The sequence below is a fragment of the Kitasatospora sp. NPDC096077 genome (assembly GCF_040303245.1).
Lineage (GTDB): Bacteria > Actinomycetota > Actinomycetes > Streptomycetales > Streptomycetaceae > Kitasatospora.
Genome location: NZ_JBEOSV010000062.1, coordinates 22,481 through 45,426, shown reverse-complemented (window position 1 = coordinate 45,426; position 22,946 = coordinate 22,481). Strand labels below are relative to the sequence as shown.

Below are 22,946 nucleotides of genomic sequence, written 5' to 3'. Positions count from 1 at the left end.
GAGGGTCTCACCAGCGGGTTCGGCCGGGCAGAAACCTATCCGCGCACCGCCTCGATGAACCCGCTGTCCAGCCCGACACCCTCCGGCAGCGGTCGACCGCAGTCGGCCCCGCAGTCCGCGAGGCTGGTGGTCCGGGCCTGCCAGCCGCGGGCGTTCAGCCATTGGTCGGTGTCGGGGCCGAGCCCGCCCTGCCAGAGTTCGATGACGTGCGCCAGGGCCGGGTCGTACGGGGTGAGGGAGACGTCCCGGCCGCGCTCCATCAGCAGCCGGCTGCCGGGGGCGGAGAGCGAGCCGACGGCCGTGAGCAGTCCGGCCGCCTGCTCGGCGCTCAGGTACACCACCAGGCCCTCGGCCAGCCAGGCGGTGGGCCGCTGCGGGTCGAAGCCGGCCGCCACCAGGCGGCGCGGCCAGCCCGGGTCCAGCAGGTCGCCCGGCAGGACGCCGCGCTCGCACGCGGGCTCGGCGCCGGCGGCGTCGAGCACCTGCTGCTTGAAGTCCAGCACCGGGGGCAGGTCGAGTTCCCACAGCCGCGTCCCGGCGGGCCAGTCCAGCCGGTACGCCCGGGTGTCCAGTCCGGCCGCCAGCAGCACCACCTGCTCGGCACCGGCGGCCCGCAGCCGGTCGTCGTAGAAGCGGGTGCGCAGCGTGATGTGCACGACCAGCCCTGCCACCAGACTGCTGAGGCGCACGCCGCCGGGGGCCGTCAAGGGCATCCCGGCGGCCTCGGCGAACCCGGCCGCGTACGGGTCGACGAAGAGCGGGTCGGGCCGGCGGCTCTCGTGGGCCCGCACCCGTGCGACGGCCAGCGCGGTGCGCGAGACCGGGCTCATCTCATCAGGCGTCGTCGTCATGCCCGACAATCTACCGCCGTCGCACAAGTCCGCTCCGGCCAGCGGGAATTCCTCGCGCACTCCGCCGTTCCCTGGCATGATCCCGGGAGCGCCCGGCTCCCGCGCCGACGGCCCGTCGGGCGTCTCGCGCGGCACCGGCCGGAGCAACGGCCGGAGCACGGGCAGGCGGGGAAGGTACTACCGGTGAGGATGCCGATGAACGTGAGGACCGTACGGACGCCGGACGGTGACGATGCCTGAGGACTCGGTCCCCCTCCAAGACACCCCACCGACACCGGAACCCCGGCCGCAGCAGCCCCCGAAGCCGTCGCCGAAGCCGAGGCGCAGTGCGGGCGAGCTGCTCCGAGCCGCCGCCCCGGCCGTACTCCTCGTCGTCGGCCTCGCCCTCACCGTGCTCGGCTTCGTGCGGTTCACCGAGACCTACCAGCAGACCCGCGCATACCTCGCCACCACGGTCTGCGCCGCGGACGCGAAGCCGGGCGCGGACTGCGTGACGCTGGAGAGCGGCCGGGTGACGAAGAAGCAGGAGGAGGCCGGCTCCGACTCGACCGACTACCTGCTGACGGTGGCCCGCGAGAAGGCGCCCAGCGACCGCTACGGCGTCGGCAGGGCCTTCTACGAGGACGTCGACACCGGCACCTACGTGGAGTTGAAGATCCTGCACGGCAAGGTCTTCGAGCTCAGCTACCAGGGGCACAGCTCCCGGCCGCCGAACACCCCGTACCTGGCGGTCGTGGAGTTCAGCGTGCTGATCGCGTTCGGCATGATCATGATGGTGCTCGCGCTGAGCGTGGACGACGTCGAGTTCATGCTGCCCCTGGCCCTGGGGTACGTGCTCGGAACGGCCATCGCGACCGGCATCGGCTCCCTCACCCTGATCGCCCTCCAGTGGCCGCTGGCGGTCACCCTGGCCATCGCCGTCGTCCTCTGGCTGATCGTCGCCGCCGTCAGCCGCGCCACCTTCGAGGGCCTCTGACCCCGCACCGGCTCCACCGCTCCCCGCTCCCCAGCGACCGACCGACCGGGCGGGGCCGGGCCCTGGCCGCGCCGAGGAGGGATTGTCAGATCCCGAACAATGGAATGTCAGGTCCCGAACAAGGGAAGGAGCCTCCCCACACCCACCACCCCCGGGAGGACCTCCGTGTACGTCCGGACCAGAACAGCAGCCGCCCTGCTGACCGCCGCCCTCGCCACCAGCCTCCTCGGCGCCGCCCCCGCCTGGAGCGCGCCCGCCACGGACGGTCCGAGCTCCCCGACGGCGAGCGCCTCCCGGCACCAGGTGGAGGCCTTCGCCGAGGACGGCACCATCTCCCACGGCACGGCGCCCGCCGCCTCCCCGTACCTGGCCGCCCCCTCCCCCGCCCTGAGCGCACCGACCGCCGGCGGTGACGGCGACGGCGAGGTCACCGCCCTGGTCCACAACGGCGACCCGGCCACCAAGCTGGACGTGGTGGTGATCGGCGACGGCTACTCCGCCCAGGAGCAGGGCAGGTTCCGCACGGACGCCGCCGAGAAGTGGCGCGAGATCACCGCCGTCGAGCCCTACGCCACCTACCAACGCCTGTTCAACGTCTGGGCGGTGAACGCGGTCTCGCCCGAGTCCGGCGTCACCGGCGATCCGGACCGGGCGACCGTCCGGCACACCGCGCTCGGCTCCTACTTCTGGTGCGACGGCGTCGAGCGGCTGCTCTGCGTGGACGAGAAGGCCGTCGAACGCTACGCCGCCAAGGCGCCGCAGGCGGACCTGGTGATCGTGGTCTCCAACAGCACCAAGTACGGCGGCGCGGGCTACAACGACGTCAAGTCCACGCTGGGCTACGAGGGCATCGCCACCGTCGCGGGCGGCAACGCGAAGTCCGGGCAGATAGCGGTGCACGAGACCGGGCACTCGCTGGGCAAGCTCGCCGACGAGTACGCCTACGACGGCCAGGGCACCTACCAGGGCGCCGAGCCGCCCGAGGCCAACCTCAGCACCCTGACCGCCGACCGGATGCGCGCCCAGGGCACCAAGTGGTCCCGCTGGCTCGGCCAGGCCTCGCCCGACGGCGGAACGGTGGGCGCCTACGAGGGCGCCGGCTACTACCCGACGGGGCTGTACCGGCCGACCGAGAACTCGATCATGCGGTCGCTCGGGCGGGAGTTCAACCTGCCCGGGCGGGAGGCGATGATCGCCGGCTTCTACCGCCACGCCACCCCGCTGACCAGCCCCACCCCCACCGGCACCCGGCTCACCGCCGCCGACCGCCTGACGGTCGACCTGCCGGTGTCCGGCACCCGGTTGCACTGGTACCTGGACGGGCGCGAGCAGACCGCGCTGCGCGGACGCACCACCCTCGACCTCGGCGCACTGCACCTGACCGGCCCGCGCTCGCGGCCGCACCTGCTCACCGCCGTCGCCACCGACCCCACCCCGGCGGTGGCGGACCCGGCACTGCGGGCGGAACTGACCCGCAGCCTGTCCTGGTCGGTGACCCGCTAGCGGACTCCGGCGGCCCGCGCCCCGGGCCGCCGGAGGCGGCCCCCCCGGGTGGTGCGGGGGGGCGCGGGGGAGTGGTTCCCGCCCTGGGCGAAACGCCCCCGCGCCCGCCACCCCCCCGCGGTGGTGCCCGACCGGCCCCGGCTGGGCCTCGGGACCGGTGGGCCGTTCGGGGGGGTCCCCCACGAGGGCAGACGTCGCCCCGGGCCCCCGGGCCCCCTTCGGCGCCCGCCGGGGAGGTTCCGGCGGGCGCCGAGGAAGTGGTCCCGGCCGTCCTCGAAGCCCAGCGGCCCCGGCAACTCCTCCAGCGGCCCCCACAGTTGTCGCGGTACGGGTTGGCCGCCCGCCCATCATCCGGTCGTCGTCGGCGGCGGCGACGCGATCACGGCCATCCCGCCGACCCAGGACCTACAGCGGCCGGCGCCGCACCACGCTCTCCGGCGGCCGCCGCCGCAGCGGCGCGAGTTCGCGCTCCAGGGTCCGGACGTCCCGGGCGATGCTCGCCGCGAGGTCCCTCGGCCCGGTGTCGCTCGGCAGCCGGCGCGTCCAGGAGCGGGACTTGGCCGGGCCGTCCTGGATCATGTGGAAGGTGAGGCCCACCACTCCGCCGACGTCGGCCAGGCTCACCAGGATCCGGGTGTCGGCGAGGTCGATGGTGACTTCGTTGCCGATGCACGAGCATGCCACCAGCCCCTGGATGTCCTCCTCCGCCAGGTACCTGGCCAGCGGAACCGCCCTCCCCCGGACCAGAAACGGACGTGCCACCGTACCCACGGGAACCGCCTCCTCTCGCCGTACGCGTGCCACCCCGGCCGGGCGCAAGCGCGCCGCAACTGACCGGGCCCCGACCATGCTCCACCACCCTGCCGAAAAGCGCCAACTCAGCGTCTCACCAAGTGAATTGAGCGCATGCATCCGACCGGCGCACCGGCGCACACCCGGGCGCACCGGGTAACGCCACCGGGGGCGGCGCCCCCGGGCAACGCGAGTGCCCGCCCGCGCGAGGCGGACGGGCACCGGGGAAGCGCGACGGGCGGACGGGCTCAGCGGCCGGAGCGGCCGAACCGGCCGTGCAGGACCAGGGAGCGGGTCAGCGCCAGCAGACCCGCCGTGCACAGCGCAGTCCGCAGCATGTTCGCCGCCACCCACGTCCCCTCGAACTTCGTCCGCACCGCGGCGAAGTCGTGGATCTGCGACGGGTCCCCGGCGGCCGCCAGGTCGTTGTTCAGCGGGATGTTGACGCCCATCGTCACCATCAGCGCCACCACGTACAGCAGGGTCGCCCCCGCCGCCCACAGCGCCGCCTGCCGCCGGCCCGCCTTGTGCTGCAGCCAGGCGGCGACGCCCGTCGCCACGAAGGCGCCCGTGAAGACGAGGCCGAACATTCCGTTCTCGATCGACTTGTTGATGTGCTGCATCGCCGTCACGTACGTCCGGTCGTCACCGGCCGCCAGGCCCGGCATCACCGACACGTCGAAGGCGAAGAACAGCCCCGCCATCAGCCCCATCGCGATGGTGGCGCCCACCAGCACGGGACCGGCGGCCTTGCCCTGACCGGTACCGTGCACCGAACTCCCGCGTCCCGTACCGCCGATGGCGGACGGCGCGGAGTAGGACAGCGGAACCGTGCTCTGATCCGAACGCATCCAAGGACCCCTTTACTCTCCCGGCTCCGCGGGGTGCGGCGCCGACGAACTTCGGAAACACGCGGCACCGCCCACCGTGCGGCGGGCCGCGCAACAGAACCGCGACAACCGGAACCTCCCCTCGCGTCAAGGCACTTGCCGTGCTCGTCGGTGCCGGGCCGGATCGGCCGAACGGGACAGCGGCCGGGCCTTCGGGCCGCCCCTGAAGGCCCGGCGGACAGGGTCGGAGGACGGGGTCGGAGGACGGATCAGAGGACCGGGCCGAGGGTGCGCCGGTAGCGCCGGTCCAGCACCGTCCGGCCGAGCAGCCGCACCGGGGCCGGGATGGTCGCGGACACCGCCCGCACCGAGGCCTGGTCGGCGCCGTCGAACATCCACGGCTGGAGGTAGGTCATCACCTGGGCCGGCGCGCTGCCGATGATCCGCCGCTCCACCCGCAGGTACTCCTGCACCGGCAGGCCGGCCAGCGCGGGGAAGACCACCGGCTCCTCGTGCCCCAGGTGCTCGCGCACCAGGGACTGGAACGCCCGGGCGGCTTCCGGCAGTTCGGCGCTGCGACCGGCGGCCAGCACCCCGGCGACCCGGGCCATCACCCGGTCCAGCGCCTCGTGGTCCTGCTCCAGCACACCGCTGCCGTCGAAGCCGGCCACCCGGTCGCGCAGGTACGGCCAGAGGATCTCGTCCTCGCTGTGGTGGTGCCAGTCGATCACCGCCCGCAGCCGCCCGAACCAGTCGGCCAGCCCGGCCGGCGAGCCCGATCCGCCGCGTGCGGCGACGGCGCACAGCCGTGCCGCGTCCCGGCGCATCGCGACGTGCATCAGGCCGAAGCCCCGGATGTGTTCGGGCAGTGCGCCCAGTGACTGCTCGCTCGACCAGACCGTCGTGCCGTCCGACATGACCAGACCTCCAGAGTCCGTTCAGCTACTCGACCACCGCCCGTCGGACGACGGGTCGGCTCAGGTGTTCCACACGCCGGTGGCGGCGGCCGCCCGCGCGTAGTCCGCGAAGTCCCTCGGCTCACGCCCCAGCGCCCGCTGGACCCCGTCCCCCAGTGAGGCGTTGCGACCGTCCAGGATCACCGCGAACAGCTCCGCGAAGTCCCCCGGCAGCCCCGCCTCCTCCAACACGGCCCGGTACGCCTCCAGGGACACCGCCTCGAACCGCACCTCGCGCCCGATCGCCGACGACAACTCCCGTGCCACGTCGGCGAAGGAGAGCAGCCGCGGCCCGGTGAGCTCGTACACCTCCCCCGCGTGGCCCGCCTCGGTCAGGGCCGCCACCGCGACGTCGGCGATGTCCTCCACGTCCACGAAGGGCTCCACCGCGTCCCCCACCGGCAGGGCCAACTCCCCGGCCAGCACCGGCTCCAGGAAGAACGACTCGTCGAAGTTCTGGTCGAACCACGCGCACCGCACCACGGTCCACGCGGCCCCCGACTCCATCACCGCCTTCTCCCCCGCCTCCGCCGCCTCCTCGCCACGGCCGGACAGCAGCACCAGCCGCCGCACGCCGCGCTCGGCCGCCAGCCGGGAGAACGCGCCCACCGCCTCCACCGCCCCCGGGAACGCCAGGTCCGGGTAGTACGTCAGATAGGCCGCACTCACTCCCTGCAGCGCCGCCTCCCAGGTGTTCTCGTCGTGCCAGTCGAAGGGCACCGCCCCGGCCCGCGAGCCCACCCGCACCTGGTAGCCCAGGGCGGTCAGCCGGTCGGCCACCCGCCGGCCCGTCTTGCCCGTACCGCCGACCACCAGCACCGCACCCGCACCGGTCGGCAGATCCACAACGCGCGTTCCAGTCATCTTGACCACCCTCGTTCGAAGACTCGGAGGAACCCTGACACCGGCTCGTCGGGGGCGCAGTGGGCCCCCGGCCGGTTCGACGCGATCCGCGGGCTCCGTCGGTTTCCCGAGCCCGACCGGTTCGTCGTCATGCATCAATTCAACGGTCCCCCGGGCCGGCGAACCATAGCCTCCGCACTCACATGCATGCGTGAGCGTCTACCCCGCTCGGTTCGGCGGCGGCCACGGCTCTCCGTCACCCACGACAACACACCGTTCCCGCGGTCGAAAGCGCTTTCCAGCGGCCCTCGACCGGCCTTCCAGTGGCGGGTGGACGCCGGGGGCAGCGCGTTGCTCGAATGCCGGAGCGACGCTCGCGTATGCGGCCGCCGCCCGTCCGCCGCCGGACGGGCCGCCGGACGGCCACCCGACGGCCGATCGGCGTACTCCGGCACCCGGCCCGGCCGCTCTCGGGGCATCCTGACGGAGGAGCCGCCGCCGTTCACCGAGCGTGACGGCCGCACGGCAGCCATCCGCCCGGCGAAGGAGGCCCGTCATGACCGATCCGGCGCAGCCGACCTCGCCCTCCTCCCAACCCGCGTCCCAGCCCCCGCCCTCGGTGAGGCCCTCCCCCGACCGCCGGCGTCCCACCCCGCCCGGGGTGATCGCCACCCACGTGCCCGCCCGACTGGACCGGCTGCCCTGGTCCCGCTGGCACTGGCGGATCGTGATCGGTCTGGGCACCGTCTGGATCCTGGACGGCCTGGAGGTGACGATCGTCGGCAACATGGCCGGCCGACTCGCCCAGCACGGCAGCGGCATCGCCATCACCACCGCCCAGGTGACCACCGTCGCGGCCGCCGTCTACGTGGCGGGCGCCTGCACCGGGGCGCTGTTCTTCGGCTGGCTGACCGACCGGCTCGGCCGCAAGAAGCTGTTCATGGTCACCCTCGCCGTGTACCTGGCCGCCACCGCCGTCACCTCGCTGTCCTGGACGGCCTGGTTCTTCTTCCTCTGCCGGTTCTTCACCGGCTTCGGCATCGGCGGCGAGTACGCGGCGATCAACTCGGCGATCGACGAGCTGATCCCGGCCCGGGTGCGCGGCCGGGTCGACCTGATCATCAACGGCAGCTTCTGGGTCGGCGCGGCGATCGGCGCCTTCGCCTCGATCGCGCTGCTGAACACCGCCCTGTTCGCCACGGACCTCGGCTGGCGGCTCGCCTTCGGCATCGGCGTGGTGCTGGGCCTGGTGATCCTGCTGGTGCGCCGGCACGTCCCGGAGAGTCCGCGCTGGCTGTTCACCCACGGCCGGGCGCCGGAGGCCGAGCAGGTGGTGGCCGAGGCGGAGGAGGCGGTCGAACGGGAGACCGGGCGCCCGCTGCCGCCGGTCACCGGGGAGCCGATCCTGATCCGCGAACGCGCGCCGCTGGGCTTCGGCACGATCCTGCGGACCGTGGTCGCCCGCTATCCGCGCCGCACCGTGCTCGGCCTCGCGCTCTTCATCGGCCAGGCCTTCCTCTACAACGCGGTGACCTTCGGTTACGCCACCATCCTGACCACCTACTTCGCCGTACCGGAGGGCGACACCGGCTACTACTTCGCGGTGATCGCGGTCGGCAACTTCCTCGGTCCGCTGCTGCTCGGCCACCTCTTCGACTCGGTCGGCCGCAAGCCGATGATCGCCGGCACCTACATCGGTTCCGGTCTGCTGCTGTTCGCCACCGCCGCGCTCTTCCAGCGCGGTTCGCTCTCCGCCGCCACCATGACGGCCTGCTGGACGGCGGTGCTGTTCCTCGCCTCGGCCGGGGCCAGCGCGGCCTACCTGACGGTCAGCGAGGTGTTCCCGCTGGAGACCAGGGCGCTGTCCATCGCCTTCTTCTACGCCGTCGGCACGGCGGTCGGCGGCATCAGCGGCCCGCTGCTCTTCAACGGCCTGGTGAGCAGCGGCAGGGTCTCCGACACCGTGCTCGCCTTCTGCATCGGTGCGGCGCTGATGACGGCCGCCGGCCTGGTCGAGGCGGCGATCGGGGTGCGGGCAGAGCGGCGCAGCCTGGAGTCGCTGGCTGCGCCGCTGAGTGCCGTCACGTCGTCGGATCAGCCCTGACGGGCGTCGCTACCGCAGCATCCCGCGCACGGCCTCCGGGTCGGTGGGCGCGAGCGGGCCGGCCGGGGCGGCGGTGAGCGCCTTGGCGGTGGCCGGCGGCGGGGTCACGTAGACCGGCGCCGGTTCGGCCTCGGGGGCGCAGGTCTTGGCGATCCGGCCCTTGCCCTGGGGCAGGCTGCCGTCGCGCAGGTAGGCGGCGAAGGTGTCGTCCAGGCAGGCGTTGCCGTGGAAGAGGATCTCGTGGAAGCTGCCGCCGTTCTGGACGACCAGCTTGGAGCTGGGCAGCGCGTCGTGCATGGCGAGGCCGCCCTCGTACGGGGTGGCGCCGTCCTCGGTGGACTGGAAGAGCAGCACCGGGGGCAGGTTCTTGCCGGTGATCTTCAGTCGGCCGGCCGGGTTGCCCTGGTAGGGCCAGAACATGCAGGCGGCGTTGTACCACATGTTGTTATAGGTGTAGAAGGGCGCGACGGCGTTGACCTTGGCCTGGTCCTTCTTCCAGACCTCCCAGTCGCGCGGCCAGGCGTTCTCGGTGCACTGGGCGGCGTTGTAGGCGGGGAAGGCGCCGTCGTCGGGGCCGGGGGCCGCGTACTTGTTGTAGGCGATGTTCAGCGGCCGGGTGTCGTGCTGGGTGAGGTAGGCGGAGAGCACGGTGGCCATCCGGGGCCAGCGCAGGAAGTTGTAGCCGCCGCCGTAGAAGGTGTCCTCGAACTCGGCGGGGCCGATCTTCCCGGGTGCCGGGGCGGCGTCGACCGGGTCCTTGCGCAGGGCGGCCTCGACCTGGTGGTAGGCCTGTTCGACGGTCTTGGCGTCGGTGCCCAGGTGGTAGACGGAGTCGGCCTTGGCGGCCCAGGCGGTGAAGGCGTCGAAGCGGCGCTGGTGCTCCTTGTCCTGGAGGATGTTGTGGTCGTACCAGCTGATGCTCGGTCCGACGATGCTGTCCAGCACCATCCGGCGCACGTGCGAGGGGAAGAGCTGGCCGTAGGTGGAGCCGAGCGAGGTGCCCCAGGAGCCGCCGTAGTAGTTGATCTTCGGTGCGCCGAGGGCCCGGCGGATGCTGTCCAGGTCGCGGGCGTTGTCGACGGTGGTCATGTGCGGCAGCAGCCAGGACCAGTCGGCCGCGCAGTCGGCGGCGTAGCCGGCCGCCTTCTTCAGCCAGGCCTTCGAGGTGCCCTGGTCGGGCTGGTAGTCGGGGCGCTCGGCGTCGAAGTAGTGGGCGTCGCAGATGACATGGGGGTCGCTGCCGTTGGTGCCGCGCGGGTCGAAGCCGATCCAGTCGTAGTCGGCGGCGACGTCCTTGGGGACCTGGCCGGAGATGTAGGCGGGCATCCAGAGGCCGGAGTCGCCGGGACCGCCGGGGTTGAGCAGGATCGGGCCCTGCTGCTTGTCCTTGGGGGCGGTGGCGGGCAGCCGGTTGAGCTTGATCTTGATCTTGCGACCGCGGGGGTCGGCGTAGTCCACCGGCACCTCCAGCATCGCGCACTGGAGCGCCGGGGTGGTGGCGTCGTTGCAGGAGGTCCAGGCCAGCTTTCCCTGGCCGGTGTCGGCCAGGTCGGGGCCGTCGGGTTCGGCGGCGGAGGCGGCGGGGCCGACGAATCCGCCGAGGGTGGCGACGGCCGCGGCGGCCGCGAGGAGGGCGATGGCTTTTCTCATGAGGAGCATGATGTGACATGTGCAATAACACCTCCAGAGGGTGGGCCGGACTTTGCCAAGCTTTGACCGGATCTCCGCCGACAGCCGGCCTCTGGGACCACCCCGGCATCGGACGGGCTGCCAACTGCCCACTCCCCCATCGGAACCGGCACTCCGGGCGGTACCGTCTGGCTGGACGACAGCGGGCGGCACAACGGGCATCACGACGAGGGGAGCGGCTGGGTGGAGGCGCTGGGGGACGGGGATCCGCGGCGGATCGGCGAGTACCGGCTGCTCCGCCGGCTCGGCGCGGGCGGGATGGGCCAGGTCTATCTGGGCCGCACGCCCGGCGGGCGCACGGTGGCCGTCAAGACGGTGCACGCCCAGTACGCGGCCGACCCGGAGTTCCGGGTGCGCTTCCGCAACGAGGTGGCCGCGGCCCGCCGGGTGGGCGGCCGGTGGACGGCCCCGGTGCTGGGCGCCGACACCGAGGGCCCCCGGCCGTGGGTGGCCACCGCGTACGTCGCCGGGCCCGCCCTGAGCACCGCCGTACGGGACTTCGGCCCGCTGCCCGCCGCCGCCGTCCGCTCGCTCGGGGTGGGGCTCGCCGAGGCCCTCCGGGCCGTCCACGAGGGCGGGTTGGTGCACCGGGACGTCAAGCCCTCGAACGTGCTGCTGGCCCTGGACGGCCCCCGGCTGATCGACTTCGGCATCACCCGGGCTCTGGACGCGGCCACCGCGCTCACCCGCTCGGGCTTCGTGGTCGGCTCCCCCGGCTACCTCTCCCCGGAACAGGCCGAGGGCCGCCCGGCCGGGCCCGCCTCGGACGTGTTCTCGCTCGGTGCCGTACTCGCGTACGCGGCCACCGGCCGGGCGCCGTTCGGCTCCGGCGTGAGCGCACCCGTGATGCTCTACCGGGTGATCCACGAGCAGCCCGAACTGCACATCACCGACCACGAGTTGCTCGGCGTCGTGACGGACTGCCTGGCCAAGGACCCGGCCCGGCGCCCGACCCCGGCCCAGCTGCGGGCCCGGCTGAGCGCGGGCGATCCGGCGGCGGGCGAGCGGCTGGAGCGCCGGAGCTGGCTGCCGCCCGCGATCTCCGCGGCGCTCGCCGCGCTCGCCGTCGAACTGCTCGACCTGGAGGGCGAACAGGCCGGTGAGCCGGGCCGGTTCGGTCCGCCGCCCGAGCCGTGGACGGCGCCGCTGCCGCCGCCGACCGCAGCGGCCACCGTGCCCGTCCCGCCCCCCGGTTCCGCCCCGCCGCCGCCCGGCCGACCGCCCGCGCCCACGCTGCCGTACCCGGCCCAGCCGACCCAGCCGCAGCCCGCCCGCGGCCGCCCGGGCCGGGCCACGCTGCTGATCGCCGTCCCGCTGGCGGCGGCGGTGGCCGCGACGGGCGTGTACCTGGCCCTGCCGGACGACCCGCCCACCGACCGGTCCGGCGGGGCCGCCGCGGCCGCCACCACTCCGCCGGCCCGACCGGCGGCCACCAAGGACCCGACCACCCCGGCCGCCGTCCCGGCCGCCACCTCCCCGACCGCTCCGGCCGCGACCTCCGCCGCCCCCGGCACCCCCGGCACCCCCGCCTCCCCGCCCGCCGACGGCGCGGTCCCGGCCGCCTTCCTCGGCAGCTGGCAGGGCCAGCTCGCCGGCCAACTGACCGGCCTCCGGGTCGACTTCACGATCACGTTCGCCCAGGGTCAGGTCGGCACCCCGGTCGCCCGGATCCACAACGACTCCGGTACCGGCACCGGCTACTGCGACGCCGTCGCCGACCTGCTCTCCGCCACCGCCGACCGCGTGGTGCTGCGCACCTCCCCGGTCGGCATCACGCCCGGCTGCGTGCCCGACCCGCACGAGCAGGTGTACACCCGCACCGCGGACGGCGCCCTGCACGTCACCGTGTCCACCCTCGCGGGCGATCTCCGGAAGAAGTGACGGATCGTCAACTCCCCTGACGGTGACGGGACCACGGCCGACCGGTCGACCGCCACACGTCCGCGCCAGCCTGCCCGGAACCGTGCTCGATCCGCACTAGAGGAATCCGGCCGGCCGCCCCCGCCGCAACTAGGGTGCGACGCGTCCGCCCCACCATCCCTCGGAACCATTCCTCGGATTCGAACTGACATCCGCCAGGCCGAGCCGCCGCCCCGTACGAGAGGAGAACCGCCATGCACCTCAAGGTCCTCGGCCCCCTCACCGCCGACCTCAACGGCATCTCCGTCGTCCCCACCGCCGCCAAACAGCGCCAGATCCTCGCCCTGCTCGCGCTCTACCCCAACCGGATCCTGCCCACCGCCACCCTGATCGAGGAGATCTGGGGCGACGAACCGCCCAGACAGGCGCTCACCACCATGCAGACGTACATCCTGCAGCTGCGCCGCCGGATCGCCCAGGCCCTCGGGCCGACCCCGCACACCACCGCCAAGGACGTGCTGACCACCCGGCACGGCGGGTACCAACTCACCGCCCACCCGGACGACCTGGACGTCCACACCTACAACCTGCTGATCACCCAGGGCCAGCACGCCTTCAACCACGGCCACGACCACCAGGCCGCCACCCACTTCCGCCAGGCCCTCGCCCTCTGGCACGGCCCCGCCCTGGTCGACGTCCGCCCCGGACCGATCCTCACCATCGAGATCATGCGTCTGGAGGAGAGCCGCCTGATCACCCTCGAACGCCGCATCGACACCGACCTCCGGCTCGGCCGGCACGACGAGCTGATCCCCGAACTCACCCACCTCACCCACCAGCACCCGCACCACGAGGGCCTGCACGCCCAGGCCATGGTCGCGCTGTACCGGGCGGGCCGGCAGACCCACGCGCTCTCCGCCTACCACCACCTGCGGCACCGGCTGACCAGCGAACTCGGCATCCAGCCCTCCCCGCACCTGCAACACCTGCACCACGCCATCCTCACCCTCGACCCCACCCTCAACACCCCGGCCACCGCACACCACCCGACCACCTACAACCTCTACCCCGCCTAGGCGGCACCCAGGACCCACGACCTCTCCCGCCCTCACCCACAGGACCCGTCATGACCACCGAACCCGAGAAACCCCTCGCCCTGATCACCGGCGGCACCCGCGGGATCGGCCTCGCCATCGCCCGCGAACTCGGCAGCCGCGGCCACCACGTCTACATCTGCGCCCGCACCGCCGACCACATCGGCCAGGCCCTGGACACCCTGCGCGGCGAGGGCCACCAGGCGGACGGCTCCACCTGCGACGTCCGCGACCCCACCCAGGTCAGCGAGTTGATCCAACGCGCGGTCGCGGCCCACGGCCCGATCACCGTCCTGGTCAACAACGCCGGACGCACCGGCGGCGGGCCCACCGCGACCACCACCGACGACCTCTGGTACGACGTCATCGACACCAATCTGAACGCCGTCTTCCTGGTCACCCGGGAGACCCTCAAGCACGGCCGGATCACCACCACCACGCACCCGCGCATCATCAACATCGCCTCCACCGCCGGGAAGCAGGCCGTCACCTACGGCGCCCCGTACACCGCGAGCAAGCACGCCGTGATCGGCTTCACCCGGGCGCTGGCCAAGGAGCTGGCGCCGACCGGCACCACCGTCAACGCGATCTGCCCGGGCTACGTGCACACCCCGCACACCACCCGGATCCACCACGAGTACGCCACCGCGTACAACACCACGCCCGAGACGATCCACCAGCACTTCCAGACCCACATCCCGCTCGGGCGCTACACCACCCCCGAGGAGGTCGCCTCGCTGGCCGGCTACCTCACCAGCCCGACCGCGGCCAGCATCACCGCCCAGGCACTGAACGTCTGCGGCGGCCTCGCCACCCAGTAGCCCCGGCGCACCAGGCCGGACGACGGGAAGGAACCGGGCCCGGAGCCCGCTGATCAGCGATGACGAACCGCCAGTTCTCCAGCGCACCCGTCACCCTGCTGGTGGCCGGTGCCCCCGCGCCCGCGCCCTGCCTGCCCGCCCCCCGACCACCGGGACCGCTCGACCCGGCCGCGGTGCGCGCCGCGCTCGCCCGCACCGCGCCCCGTGCCCGCGTCCAGGTCCGCGTCCACCGGGCCGTCGCCGAGCGCCCCGGCCCCCGGCTGCCCGAGTTCCTGCTGGTCGAGCTGCACCGGGTCCACCGGCCCGAGGTGCTGCGCACCGCCCTGCGGGCCGTCGCCCCGGCGTCCGCCGCCGACCTGCTCTGGCGGCGGACGGTGACCGGCCCGGCCGCGCTGGACGGCCTGCTCGCCGAGCTGGGCCGCTCGCTGGCCGCCGGGGCGCCGCTGCGGGCGGTCCTGGTGACGGAGCTCCGGGAACCCCCGGGAGGCCCGCGGGACCGCCGGCGGCTGTTCGTCGGGATCGCCCCCGGCCCGCCCGGGCACGCCGCGCGCCTGCTGGCCGAGCTGCGGGAGGCCCTGGCCCACCCGCCGGAGCCGGTCACCGTCCCGACCAGCGCCCTCCAGCGCGAGCTGCTGCGCGACGTCCTCGGCCGCCCCGACCACGGCGGGCGGCACATCGAGCAACTGTCCTGGAACTGGCACGGCCCGCTGGACACCGAGCGCTTCACCGCGGCCTGGCAGGCGGTGTTCGACCACGAGACGGTGCTGCGCGCGGCCTTCGACTGGGCGCCGGACGGCAGCGGCGAGCCGTGGACGGTGCTGCACGAACGCGCCGTCCCCGAGGTGACCAGGCACCCGCACGGCAGTGTCGGGTGGGACCAACTGCTCGCCGCCGACCGGCTGCGCGGCTTCGACCTGCGCCGCCCCGCCCTGCTGCGCGCCACCCTGCTGGACGCCCCGCAGCCCGCCGACGAGGGGCCCGTCACCCGGGTCCTGCTCACCTACCACCACGCCATGCTGGACGGCTGGAGCGTCCGGCTGCTGCTGCAGTCCTTCTACCGCGCCTACCTCGGCGGCGGCGTGCTCCCCGGCGGCGAACGGCGCCCCGACCTGCGCGACCACGCCCGCTGGCTGGCGGCCCAACCCACCGACGCCGCCGAGCAGTTCTGGTCCACCCGGCCCGACCCCGCGGCGCTGCTGCCGCTCGCCCCCGACCCTCGACGGCGCGGCAGCGGCCGGGCCCGGCGCCGGCTCTCCCCCTACGAGGCGGTCCGGCTGCGCGGCTGGGCGGCGGCCTGGGGCGCGGGCGAGAGCACCGCGCTGCAGGCCGCCTGGGCGCTGCTGCTGTACCGCGCCGCGCTGTCCGACCGCCCCCGGCGGCCGGCCCGGCCGGTCCGGGTCGGCTTCGCGGTGACCGTCTCCGGCCGGGGCATCCCGCTGGAGAGCGTCGACCGGCTGCCCGGCGCCCTGCGCACCCCGCTGCCGATCTCGGTCCGGGTCCACCCGGGCGCCACCGTGCCCCAGTTGCTCGGCACGCTGCGCGACACCGTGCTCGACCTCTCCTCCTACGAGTGGGTCTCGCCCGGCCAGGTCGAACGCTTCGGCCCCGGCGGGCGCGGCCGGCGGCCGAACAGCCTGGTCGTCCTGGAGCACCAGCCGATGACCGCGCACCAGCTGCGGCTGGAGACCGACCTCGCGGCGCACGGCATCCACGTCGAGAGCCCCGTCCCGGCCGGCACCCTCACCTCGTACCCGATCACCCTCGCCGCCCACTACGACGCCACCGGCGGCCTGGTCCTCACCGCGACCCATGACCGGGCCCTGCTCGCCGACCAGGACGCCGCCGAACTCCTCAGCCAGAGCGCCCACTTGCTGCGCAGCTTCCCCGACCTGCCGAGCGGGCTGAGCACCACCGAGGTGCTCCGCTCCACCCTGGCCGGACAGCCCGCGCCCCGCCCCGGCGCCGCCGCCTCCCCCGACGGCGGGCCGTCGACGGTACGGCTGGACGTGCTGTGCCGCGCCACCCGCCCCGGCGCCGGCTGGGTCCTGCTGCTCCCCCCGCCCGGCGCCCCGCACACCGGTTACCCCGGCACCGCCCGTACCTGGCCGGGGCCGCAAGCCCTCGGCGTGCTGCGCCCGGGCACCGAGGACACCCCGCCCGGCGCCTACCGACCGGTGCTGGGGCCGCTGTTGGCGACCGACGCCCCGGTCGCACTGCTCGCCCCGCCCGGCCGGGGCCTCACCGCCTACGAGATCGCCCGGCTCGGGGCGGGCGGCCGGCCGCCGCTCGTCGTCCTGCTCGCGGCCGACGCCGACCCCGCGGCCCTGGCGGCGCCGCTGGAGGAGGTGGACCGCTGGGCCGTGCCGCTTGACTGACCGTCAACTGTCTGCACAGGTCGGATCTTTGCCCGGTGATTTCCTTGTCATGACCTGCTCGACGGTGGGTTAATCTCCTCTTGGCACGATCACCTGTCGATCTCGCACCGGGGAGAACCACATGGCCATCGGACGACGGCAACTCCTCACCTCCGTCGCGCTCGCCGCCCTCGCCGGGCCCGTCCTGACCAGGACGACCGCGAGCAGCGCGGCCGCGGCCACCGGCCCGGGCACCACCACGGGCAGCACCCTGACCGCCGGCTCCGGCCAGCTGTTCCTCCAGGTCGTCGCGCACGAGGACGACGACATCCTGTTCATGAACCCCGACCTGTCCACCGCGATCGCCGAGGGCACGCCGTCCGTCACGGTGTTCGTCACCGCGGGCAACGGGACCGGCGACCCGTGTCCCACGGTCTGCTGGGACCCCGCCGGCGAACCGCTGCGCACCTGGAACCGGCAGATGGGCGCCGTCAACGCCTACTCCCGGATGGCCGGGGTCGGCGACACCGACCCGTCGACCGACGAGGTCGGCCACTGGACGGTCGAGGCCTGGACGGTCGCGGGCAAGCAGGTCGAACGGTACATCCTCAAGGACCACCCGGTGCACCTGGTCTTCCTCAACCTGCACGACGGCCAGCTCGCCGGCGTGCTGGGCGGCAAGACGGACACCAGCATCGTCCCGGTCGGCAGCCCGCTGTCCGGGCCGTCCGGCTACACGGCCGCCGATGTCGTCGAGGTGCTGCGGCAGTTGATGGTGACGTACCAGCCGACCGTGCTCCGGGCCCAGGACGAGCTCCCGGACAGCCGCTACGCGGGCGACCACTCGGACCACATCGCCGCCGCGAAGTTCGCCGGCCTGGCGGCCTCGCTCTACGGCGGCACCCTGATCCAGGTGAACTACCGGGACTACAACATCGGCGACGCCCCGGTGAACCTCGAACCGGCGGCGTCCGGCCCCAAGGGCGTGTTCTTCTCCGAGTACGCCGGCCACGACCACTCCACCGGGAACTACTCCGCCGACTGGTTCTCCCGGATGTACTACCGCTGGTCCCGCGGCACCTCCTGGGCCGGCCTCAACCAGGACGGCCGGCCGCAGGTGTTCGTCGTCCGGGCCGGCGCCCTGTACACCTACTGGCGGCGGACGGACGGCAGTTGGAGCGGCTCACTGCGGCTGGCGGACTCGGGCGGGCGGCTGGCGCCGGGCATCGCCGTCGGCAGCAACGCCGACGGCCGACTGGAGGTCTTCGCCCGTCGGCTCACCGACCACCACATCGTCTCGCTGCCGCAGGGCACGCCCAACGGCGCGTGGTCGGGCAGCTGGGCCGACCACGGCAGCCCCAACTCCGGCCTCGGCAACGAGGACCAGGTCGGCGTGCCCGTGGTGGCCAACGACCAGGACGGACGGCTGGAGATCTTCGTGAAGAACGGCGGGGGCGGCCTCAGCAGCACCTGGCAGACCGCCCCGAGCGGCGGATGGTCGGGCACCTGGGCGGACCAGGGCGGCAGCGACGTCCAGGACCCGGTCACCGCGATCCGCAACGGTGTCGGGGCGATCGAGGTGTTCGCCAGCACCCGCAGCGGGATCCTCGGTTGGTGGCAGAGCACCCCCAACGGCGCCTTCAGCGGCCCGGGTCAGATCCCGAACGCCCGGCCGGCCAGTGCGCCCAAGGCCGCGCTCGACCAGGACGGCCGGATCGAACTCGCCTACCGGGAGGCCGACACCGGCGCCGTGGTGGTCAGCTACCAGGTCCAGCCCGGTGGTTCGTGGAGCCGGTCCCCGGCCCCGCTCGGCGGACACGGCGGGGTGGGCGAGCCCGCGGCCGTGAACCTCGGCGGGCAGGTCGTGCTGTTCGAGCGCAACCGCGGCAGCGGCGTCAGCACCACCGCCCAGACCGCCCCGAACTCCGGCTACGGCGCCTGGCAGGACCTCGGCGGGACCGTCCTCGACTTCCCGACCGCGATCGTCGACGGCAACGGGGTGCTCCACGTGTTCGCCATCGGGACGGACGGCCGGGTCTACTACCGCGCGGGCTCCACGCCGACCGACTTCGGCGGCTGGCAGGGCCTGCCGCTCTGACCCGCCCGGGCGGCCGTCCGAGGGGGCTCCCGGACGGCCGCCGGACGGCGGCTCACGAGTCGGTACCCGAGGGCGCCGAGGCGTCCCGGTTAGGCTGCGGCATGGCCCGATTCGTCCTGACCCGCCGCTCCCCGCTGCCGCCCGCCGACTGCTGGGCCCGGCTCACCGCCTGGCCCCGGCACGGCGACCGGGTCCCGTTCACCCGGGTGAGCGTGGTGCGGGGCACCGGGCGGCAGCCGGGGGACGTGATCCTGGCGCGGACGGCCCTCGGGCCACTGCGCTTCGACGACCCGATGGAACTGGTCGAACTGGCGCCGCCCGCCCGGTGCGTACTGGCCAAGCGCGGCCGGGTGGTGCGCGGCGGCGCCGAGCTGCGAGTGCGCGCGCTGAGCGCGGGCGGCTCGGCAGGCACGGGCGGCTCGGCAGGCACGGGCGGCTCCGGCGGAGGCTCGACCGGCGGCAGCGAAGTGGTCTGGGCCGAGGAGCTGCGGATCACCGGCCTGCCCCGGCTGTTCGACCCGGCGGTGGCACTGGCCGGGCGCCTGGTGTTCGGCCGGGTGCTGGACCACCTGCTGGCCACCCCGCCCCCGGCTACCGGTTGAGGGTGCGCCAGCTCAGGTACTGCTGCCGGACGTACCGCCGCTGGTCGCCCTCCACCGTGATCAGGTCGTACCGGACCAGCTCCCCCGCCGCACTCAGCGCGATCCCCAGCGCCAGCCCGTCCCGGTCCCGCAGGAACACCCGGTCGGCCAGTGCGGCCCGCCGCAGCAGGTGCTCGCGCCGGTACCGCTGCCGGGGCCGCTGCCGCCAGTGCGGCAGGGCGGCCGACTCCGCCGCGATGTCCGGCGCGTCCGCGTAGGCCCGCTCCGGCTCGGGCGCCCCTTCGGCGGGCTCGACCCACACCCGCAGCGGGGGCAGCAGCGGAAGGCCGCGCACCCGGAGCACCTCGTTCGCGAACTCGGCCTCCTCGACCGGCAGTCCGCGCTCCCCGAAGACCGCGAACAGCTCGGCCAGGGCCCGGGGCGGGACACCCGACGGGGTGTCCTCGTCGGTGACGTCGAACCTGCCGACCAGCGGCCCCGCGACTCGGCCCGGCGGATCGGCCAGCCGCAACCGCAGCCGCATGAAGTGGACGTCGGTCTCCGATTCCTGGCCGAACTCCATCGCCAGCCCGTCGATCTCCGCCCAGCCGAACCGGCGCGGCACCAGGCACCGGACCAAGGTGACGCCCTCCTCGTCCGCCCGGAGCCAGAAGGTGTAGGGCGCCGCGAAGAGCGCGGCGGCGCCGACCGCGCACCCGGCCAGGAAGATCCCGAAGCCGTCCGCGGCCCCGCAGGCCGGCAGCAGGGCCAGCGTGCCGATCATCGGCAGGACGCCGGCACCGATGAGCTCGGTCCGCATCCGCATGGACGACAACCGCACTCTACGCATTCCGGCGCCCCCTCCCCAGTGGCCGCTCCCCACGACCGGTCCCACCGTCCCGGCCCGGACCCGCCCCGGGCAACCGGCGGCGGGAAGCTGTGACAGCGCCGTGACGGAAGGCCCCGGCCGGCCGGCGAGGGCCTACCGCCCGCGCAGCCGCCGCACCAGATCGCGGGCGGCCCGCGGCCAGTCCGGGTGGTCGAAGGCGAAGCCCGCCTCCAGCAGCCGCCCGGGCACCACCCGGCGGCTCTTCAGCAGCAGTTCGCTCTCCGAGCGCAGCGCGAACGCCCCCAGCTCCGCCATCCAGCGGGCCGCGGGCAGCGCCAGCGGCATGCCCCAGGCGGCCCGCAGCACGCGCATGAACTCCCGTTGGGGCAGCGGGTTCGGGGCGGCGAGGTTGACCGGTCCGTCGATCTCCTCGTGCGCGATCAGGAACTCGACGGCGCGGGCGAAGTCCCGCTCGTGGATCCAGGACACGTACTGCGCGCCGCCCGCGATCGGTCCGCCGATGCCGAGCCGGGCCAGCCAGGACAGCGAGTCGAGGGCACCCCCGCGTTCCGGACCGAGGACGACGGCGGTGCGCAGCGCGAGGCGCCGGGTGTGCGGGGTGTCGGCCGCGCTCTGGGCGTCCTCCCAGGCCCGGGCGATGTCGATGCTGTACCGCCAGGAGGGCGGGGCGTCGGGCTCGTCGCCGCCGATCAGGCCGTCCCGCTCGTCGTTGGGCGCGTCGTGGCGGTGGGCGTAGACGGTGGCGGTGCTCATCTGCAGCCAGACGGCGGGCGGCCGCCGGGCGGCGGCGATCGCCTGGCCGACGGCCCGGGTGGAGTGCACCCGGGAGTCCATCATCGCGCGCTGGTTCTCGGGCGTGTAGCGGCAGTTGACGCTGCGCCCGGCCAGGTTGAGGACGGCGTCGCTGCCGTCGACCTCCGCCGTCCAGGCGCCCCGGGTGCGGCCGTCCCAGCCGATCTGGCGCGGTCCGGTGGGCCGTCGGCTCAGCACCACGACCTGGTGGCCGGCGGCGGTCAGGCTGCGGTCGAGCAGAGTGCCGAGCGCGCCGGAGCCGCCGGGGATGACGATCTTCATGAGTTCCCCCTCATTTCCGACCGCCAGCGTAGCGCGAGAATTGAACGCGTTCAATTTACTCGCGCGCATGCCGGACGAGCCCGTGGATGTTCCGGAACCTGTCCATGATTCATGGACATGAAAGGGTGAATCACCAAATCCTCTCCCATACAAGGCAATTGGCCACGCCGATTATTCGTGGATACGAACGAGAGGTCTTGACCTGTTCCCTGCCGGCCGCTTCACTCCCGGAAACGGCACCTCCCTCGCACGGCACCGACCACCCCCGCGCCACCCCCGAGACGAGGCGGTCCCCCATGCCCCACCACCCCCGCACGACTCCCCGCAGGATCAATCCCGTCACGCTCTACGCCTTCGGCGCCCTCGGCGGCATCCTCTTCGGCTATGACCTCGGCGTGATCGCCGGCATCCTCGTCGTGATCGCCAAGTCCTGGCAGCTGTCCGGCTTCCAACAGGGCGTCCTGACCGCCTCGCTGTCCGTCGGCGCGATGGTCGGCGCGGGCCTGGCCGCCCGGCTGACCGGGCGGATCGGCCGCCGCCGCACCATCATGGCGGCCGGTGGCGTGGTGATCGTCGGCACCCTCGCCTGCGCCCTCGCCCCCGGCTTCGGCGCCCTGGTGGCCTTCCGGACGGTGCTCGGCCTCGGGATCGGGCTCTCCTCCGCCACCGTGCCGACCTACCTCTCCGAGCTGGCCCCCGCCCGGATCCGCGGCGCGATGGGCGCGCTCAACCAGATCTTCATCGTCAGCGGCATCCTGATCGCCTTCCTGGTCGACTACTGGCTCCAGCCGCACCACCTGTGGCGCTGGATGTTCGCCGGCGCGCTGGTGCCCGCCGCGGTACTGGTCGCCGGGCTGCGGTTCCTGCCGGAGACCCCGCGCTGGCTGGTCAACCTAGGCCGCGAGGAAGAGGCCCGAGCCGTCCTCGCGGCCACCCACCCGACGGCGGAGGTCGAGGCCGAACTCACCTCCATCCGCACCGTGATCCGCCTCGACGCCGAGCAGACCACCTACCGGGTACGGGAGTTGTGGGCACCCTGGGTGCGCCCGATGCTGCTGGTGGCCCTGCTGCTCGCGGTCGGGCAGCAGTTCAGCGGCGTCAACGCGATCAACGCCTACTTCCCGACGATGCTGGTCTCGCTCGGGCTGACCGCCAACACCGCGCTGTTCTCGGCCGTCATCCTCGGCATCACCAAGCTCGCCTTCACCGCCTGGGTGGTGTTCGTGGTGGACCGCTGGGGCCGCAAGCCGCTGCTGCTGATCGGCAGCGCCGTGATGGTGGTGACGCTGGGCCTGACCGGCTGGGTCGTCACCCACGTGCACGACAAGTCCACCCTCGGCACGCTGACCGTGGTGCTGCTGGTCCTCTACCTCGCCGGGTACGAACTGGGCTGGGGCGCGGTGGTGTGGGTGATGATGGCGGAGGTGTTCCCGCTCAAGGCGCGCGGCGCGGGGATGGGCGTCGGGTCGGTGGTGCTCTGGGCCGCGACCGGCCTGGTCACCGCCGTCTACCCGATCATGTCCGACCGTCACCACCTCGGGGTCGGCACCTCGATGTACGTCTTCGCCGGGGTCAACGCGGTGCTGCTGGTGCTGACCCTCCGCCTGGTGCCCGAGACGAAGGGCCGCACCCTGGAGCAGATCGAACTCGGCCTGCGCGGGTGACCACCA

The 22,946-nt window shown here is 73.9% G+C and carries 18 protein-coding genes; 10 read left to right on the top strand and 8 right to left on the bottom strand.

Annotated elements, in window-relative coordinates; translation table 11 throughout:
* Positions 1-35 precede the first annotated feature (35 nt).
* Entirely contained in the window at positions 36-851 is an 816-nt protein-coding gene (locus ABTZ03_RS34640) for an SAM-dependent methyltransferase (protein WP_350517136.1), read from the bottom strand.
* A 226-nt stretch (positions 852-1,077) separates the two neighbouring features.
* On the opposite strand from ABTZ03_RS34640, the gene ABTZ03_RS34635 reads away from it, so the two are divergent.
* Positions 1,078-1,827, top strand: a complete 750-nt coding sequence (locus tag ABTZ03_RS34635) for a hypothetical protein (RefSeq protein WP_350517135.1) — start codon at positions 1,078-1,080, stop codon at positions 1,825-1,827.
* Between the two features lie 165 nt (positions 1,828-1,992).
* Positions 1,993-3,330, top strand: coding sequence for a M64 family metallopeptidase (locus tag ABTZ03_RS34630; RefSeq protein WP_350517134.1), 1,338 nt, complete (start codon positions 1,993-1,995; stop codon positions 3,328-3,330).
* A gap of 405 nt (positions 3,331-3,735) precedes the next feature.
* On the opposite strand, the gene ABTZ03_RS34625 is transcribed toward ABTZ03_RS34630, so the two are convergent.
* The 4 genes from ABTZ03_RS34625 to ABTZ03_RS34610 form a co-directional block, all read right to left on the bottom strand.
* Positions 3,736-4,092: a hypothetical protein gene (locus ABTZ03_RS34625; protein WP_350517133.1), complete on the bottom strand. Its 357-nt coding sequence runs from the start codon at positions 4,090-4,092 to the stop codon at positions 3,736-3,738.
* Positions 4,093-4,370: 278 nt separating this feature from the next.
* Entirely contained in the window at positions 4,371-4,973 is a 603-nt protein-coding gene (locus tag ABTZ03_RS34620; RefSeq protein ID WP_350517132.1) for an anthrone oxygenase family protein, read from the bottom strand.
* Between the two features lie 248 nt (positions 4,974-5,221).
* Positions 5,222-5,869 (bottom strand): hemerythrin domain-containing protein, encoded by a 648-nt coding sequence (locus ABTZ03_RS34615; RefSeq protein WP_350517131.1) that lies wholly within the window; start codon positions 5,867-5,869, stop codon positions 5,222-5,224.
* Between the two features lie 60 nt (positions 5,870-5,929).
* A complete protein-coding gene (locus ABTZ03_RS34610) occupies positions 5,930-6,772 on the bottom strand; it encodes a Rossmann-fold NAD(P)-binding domain-containing protein (RefSeq protein WP_400921934.1) in 843 nt (280 codons plus the stop codon).
* Positions 6,773-7,307: 535 nt separating this feature from the next.
* On the opposite strand from ABTZ03_RS34610, the gene ABTZ03_RS34605 reads away from it, so the two are divergent.
* Positions 7,308-8,855: an MFS transporter gene (locus tag ABTZ03_RS34605; RefSeq protein WP_350517129.1), complete on the top strand. Its 1,548-nt coding sequence runs from the start codon at positions 7,308-7,310 to the stop codon at positions 8,853-8,855.
* A 9-nt stretch (positions 8,856-8,864) separates the two neighbouring features.
* Here the strand turns inward: ABTZ03_RS34605 and ABTZ03_RS34600 are convergent, their stop codons facing one another.
* Entirely contained in the window at positions 8,865-10,505 is a 1,641-nt protein-coding gene (locus tag ABTZ03_RS34600; RefSeq protein ID WP_350517128.1) for an alpha/beta hydrolase, read from the bottom strand.
* Positions 10,506-10,727: 222 nt separating this feature from the next.
* Here ABTZ03_RS34600 and ABTZ03_RS34595 point away from each other — a divergent pair, with 222 nt between their 5' ends.
* From ABTZ03_RS34595 to ABTZ03_RS34570, 6 genes are all read left to right on the top strand, one after another.
* A complete protein-coding gene (locus ABTZ03_RS34595) occupies positions 10,728-12,425 on the top strand; it encodes a serine/threonine-protein kinase (RefSeq protein ID WP_350517127.1) in 1,698 nt (565 codons plus the stop codon).
* Between the two features lie 233 nt (positions 12,426-12,658).
* Positions 12,659-13,480, top strand: a complete 822-nt coding sequence (locus tag ABTZ03_RS34590; protein WP_350517126.1) for an AfsR/SARP family transcriptional regulator — start codon at positions 12,659-12,661, stop codon at positions 13,478-13,480.
* 50 nt (positions 13,481-13,530) lie between these two features.
* Positions 13,531-14,319, top strand: a complete 789-nt coding sequence (locus ABTZ03_RS34585) for an SDR family NAD(P)-dependent oxidoreductase (protein ID WP_350517125.1) — start codon at positions 13,531-13,533, stop codon at positions 14,317-14,319.
* Positions 14,320-14,378: 59 nt separating this feature from the next.
* Positions 14,379-16,694, top strand: a complete 2,316-nt coding sequence (locus tag ABTZ03_RS34580) for a condensation domain-containing protein (RefSeq protein ID WP_350517124.1) — start codon at positions 14,379-14,381, stop codon at positions 16,692-16,694.
* A gap of 121 nt (positions 16,695-16,815) precedes the next feature.
* Positions 16,816-18,771 (top strand): DUF8189 domain-containing protein, encoded by a 1,956-nt coding sequence (locus ABTZ03_RS34575; RefSeq protein ID WP_350517123.1) that lies wholly within the window; start codon positions 16,816-16,818, stop codon positions 18,769-18,771.
* Between the two features lie 101 nt (positions 18,772-18,872).
* Positions 18,873-19,373: an SRPBCC family protein gene (locus tag ABTZ03_RS34570; RefSeq protein ID WP_350517122.1), complete on the top strand. Its 501-nt coding sequence runs from the start codon at positions 18,873-18,875 to the stop codon at positions 19,371-19,373.
* Here the strand turns inward: ABTZ03_RS34570 and ABTZ03_RS34565 are convergent.
* Positions 19,363-20,178 carry a hypothetical protein gene (locus ABTZ03_RS34565; RefSeq protein ID WP_350517121.1) on the bottom strand — a complete coding sequence of 272 codons (816 nt, stop codon included), beginning with the start codon at positions 20,176-20,178 and terminating at the stop codon, positions 19,363-19,365. The two genes, ABTZ03_RS34570 and ABTZ03_RS34565, sit on opposite strands and share 11 nt — an antisense overlap.
* Positions 20,179-20,334: 156 nt before the next feature.
* A complete protein-coding gene (locus tag ABTZ03_RS34560; protein ID WP_350517120.1) occupies positions 20,335-21,276 on the bottom strand; it encodes a TIGR01777 family oxidoreductase in 942 nt (313 codons plus the stop codon).
* A gap of 86 nt (positions 21,277-21,362) precedes the next feature.
* Between ABTZ03_RS34560 and ABTZ03_RS34555 the strand changes: the two genes are divergently transcribed.
* The gene (locus tag ABTZ03_RS34555) at positions 21,363-22,940 is read left to right on the top strand and encodes a sugar porter family MFS transporter (protein WP_350517119.1); all 1,578 of its coding nucleotides are present in this window, start codon (positions 21,363-21,365) and stop codon (positions 22,938-22,940) included.
* The last annotated feature ends 6 nt before the right edge of the window (positions 22,941-22,946 follow it).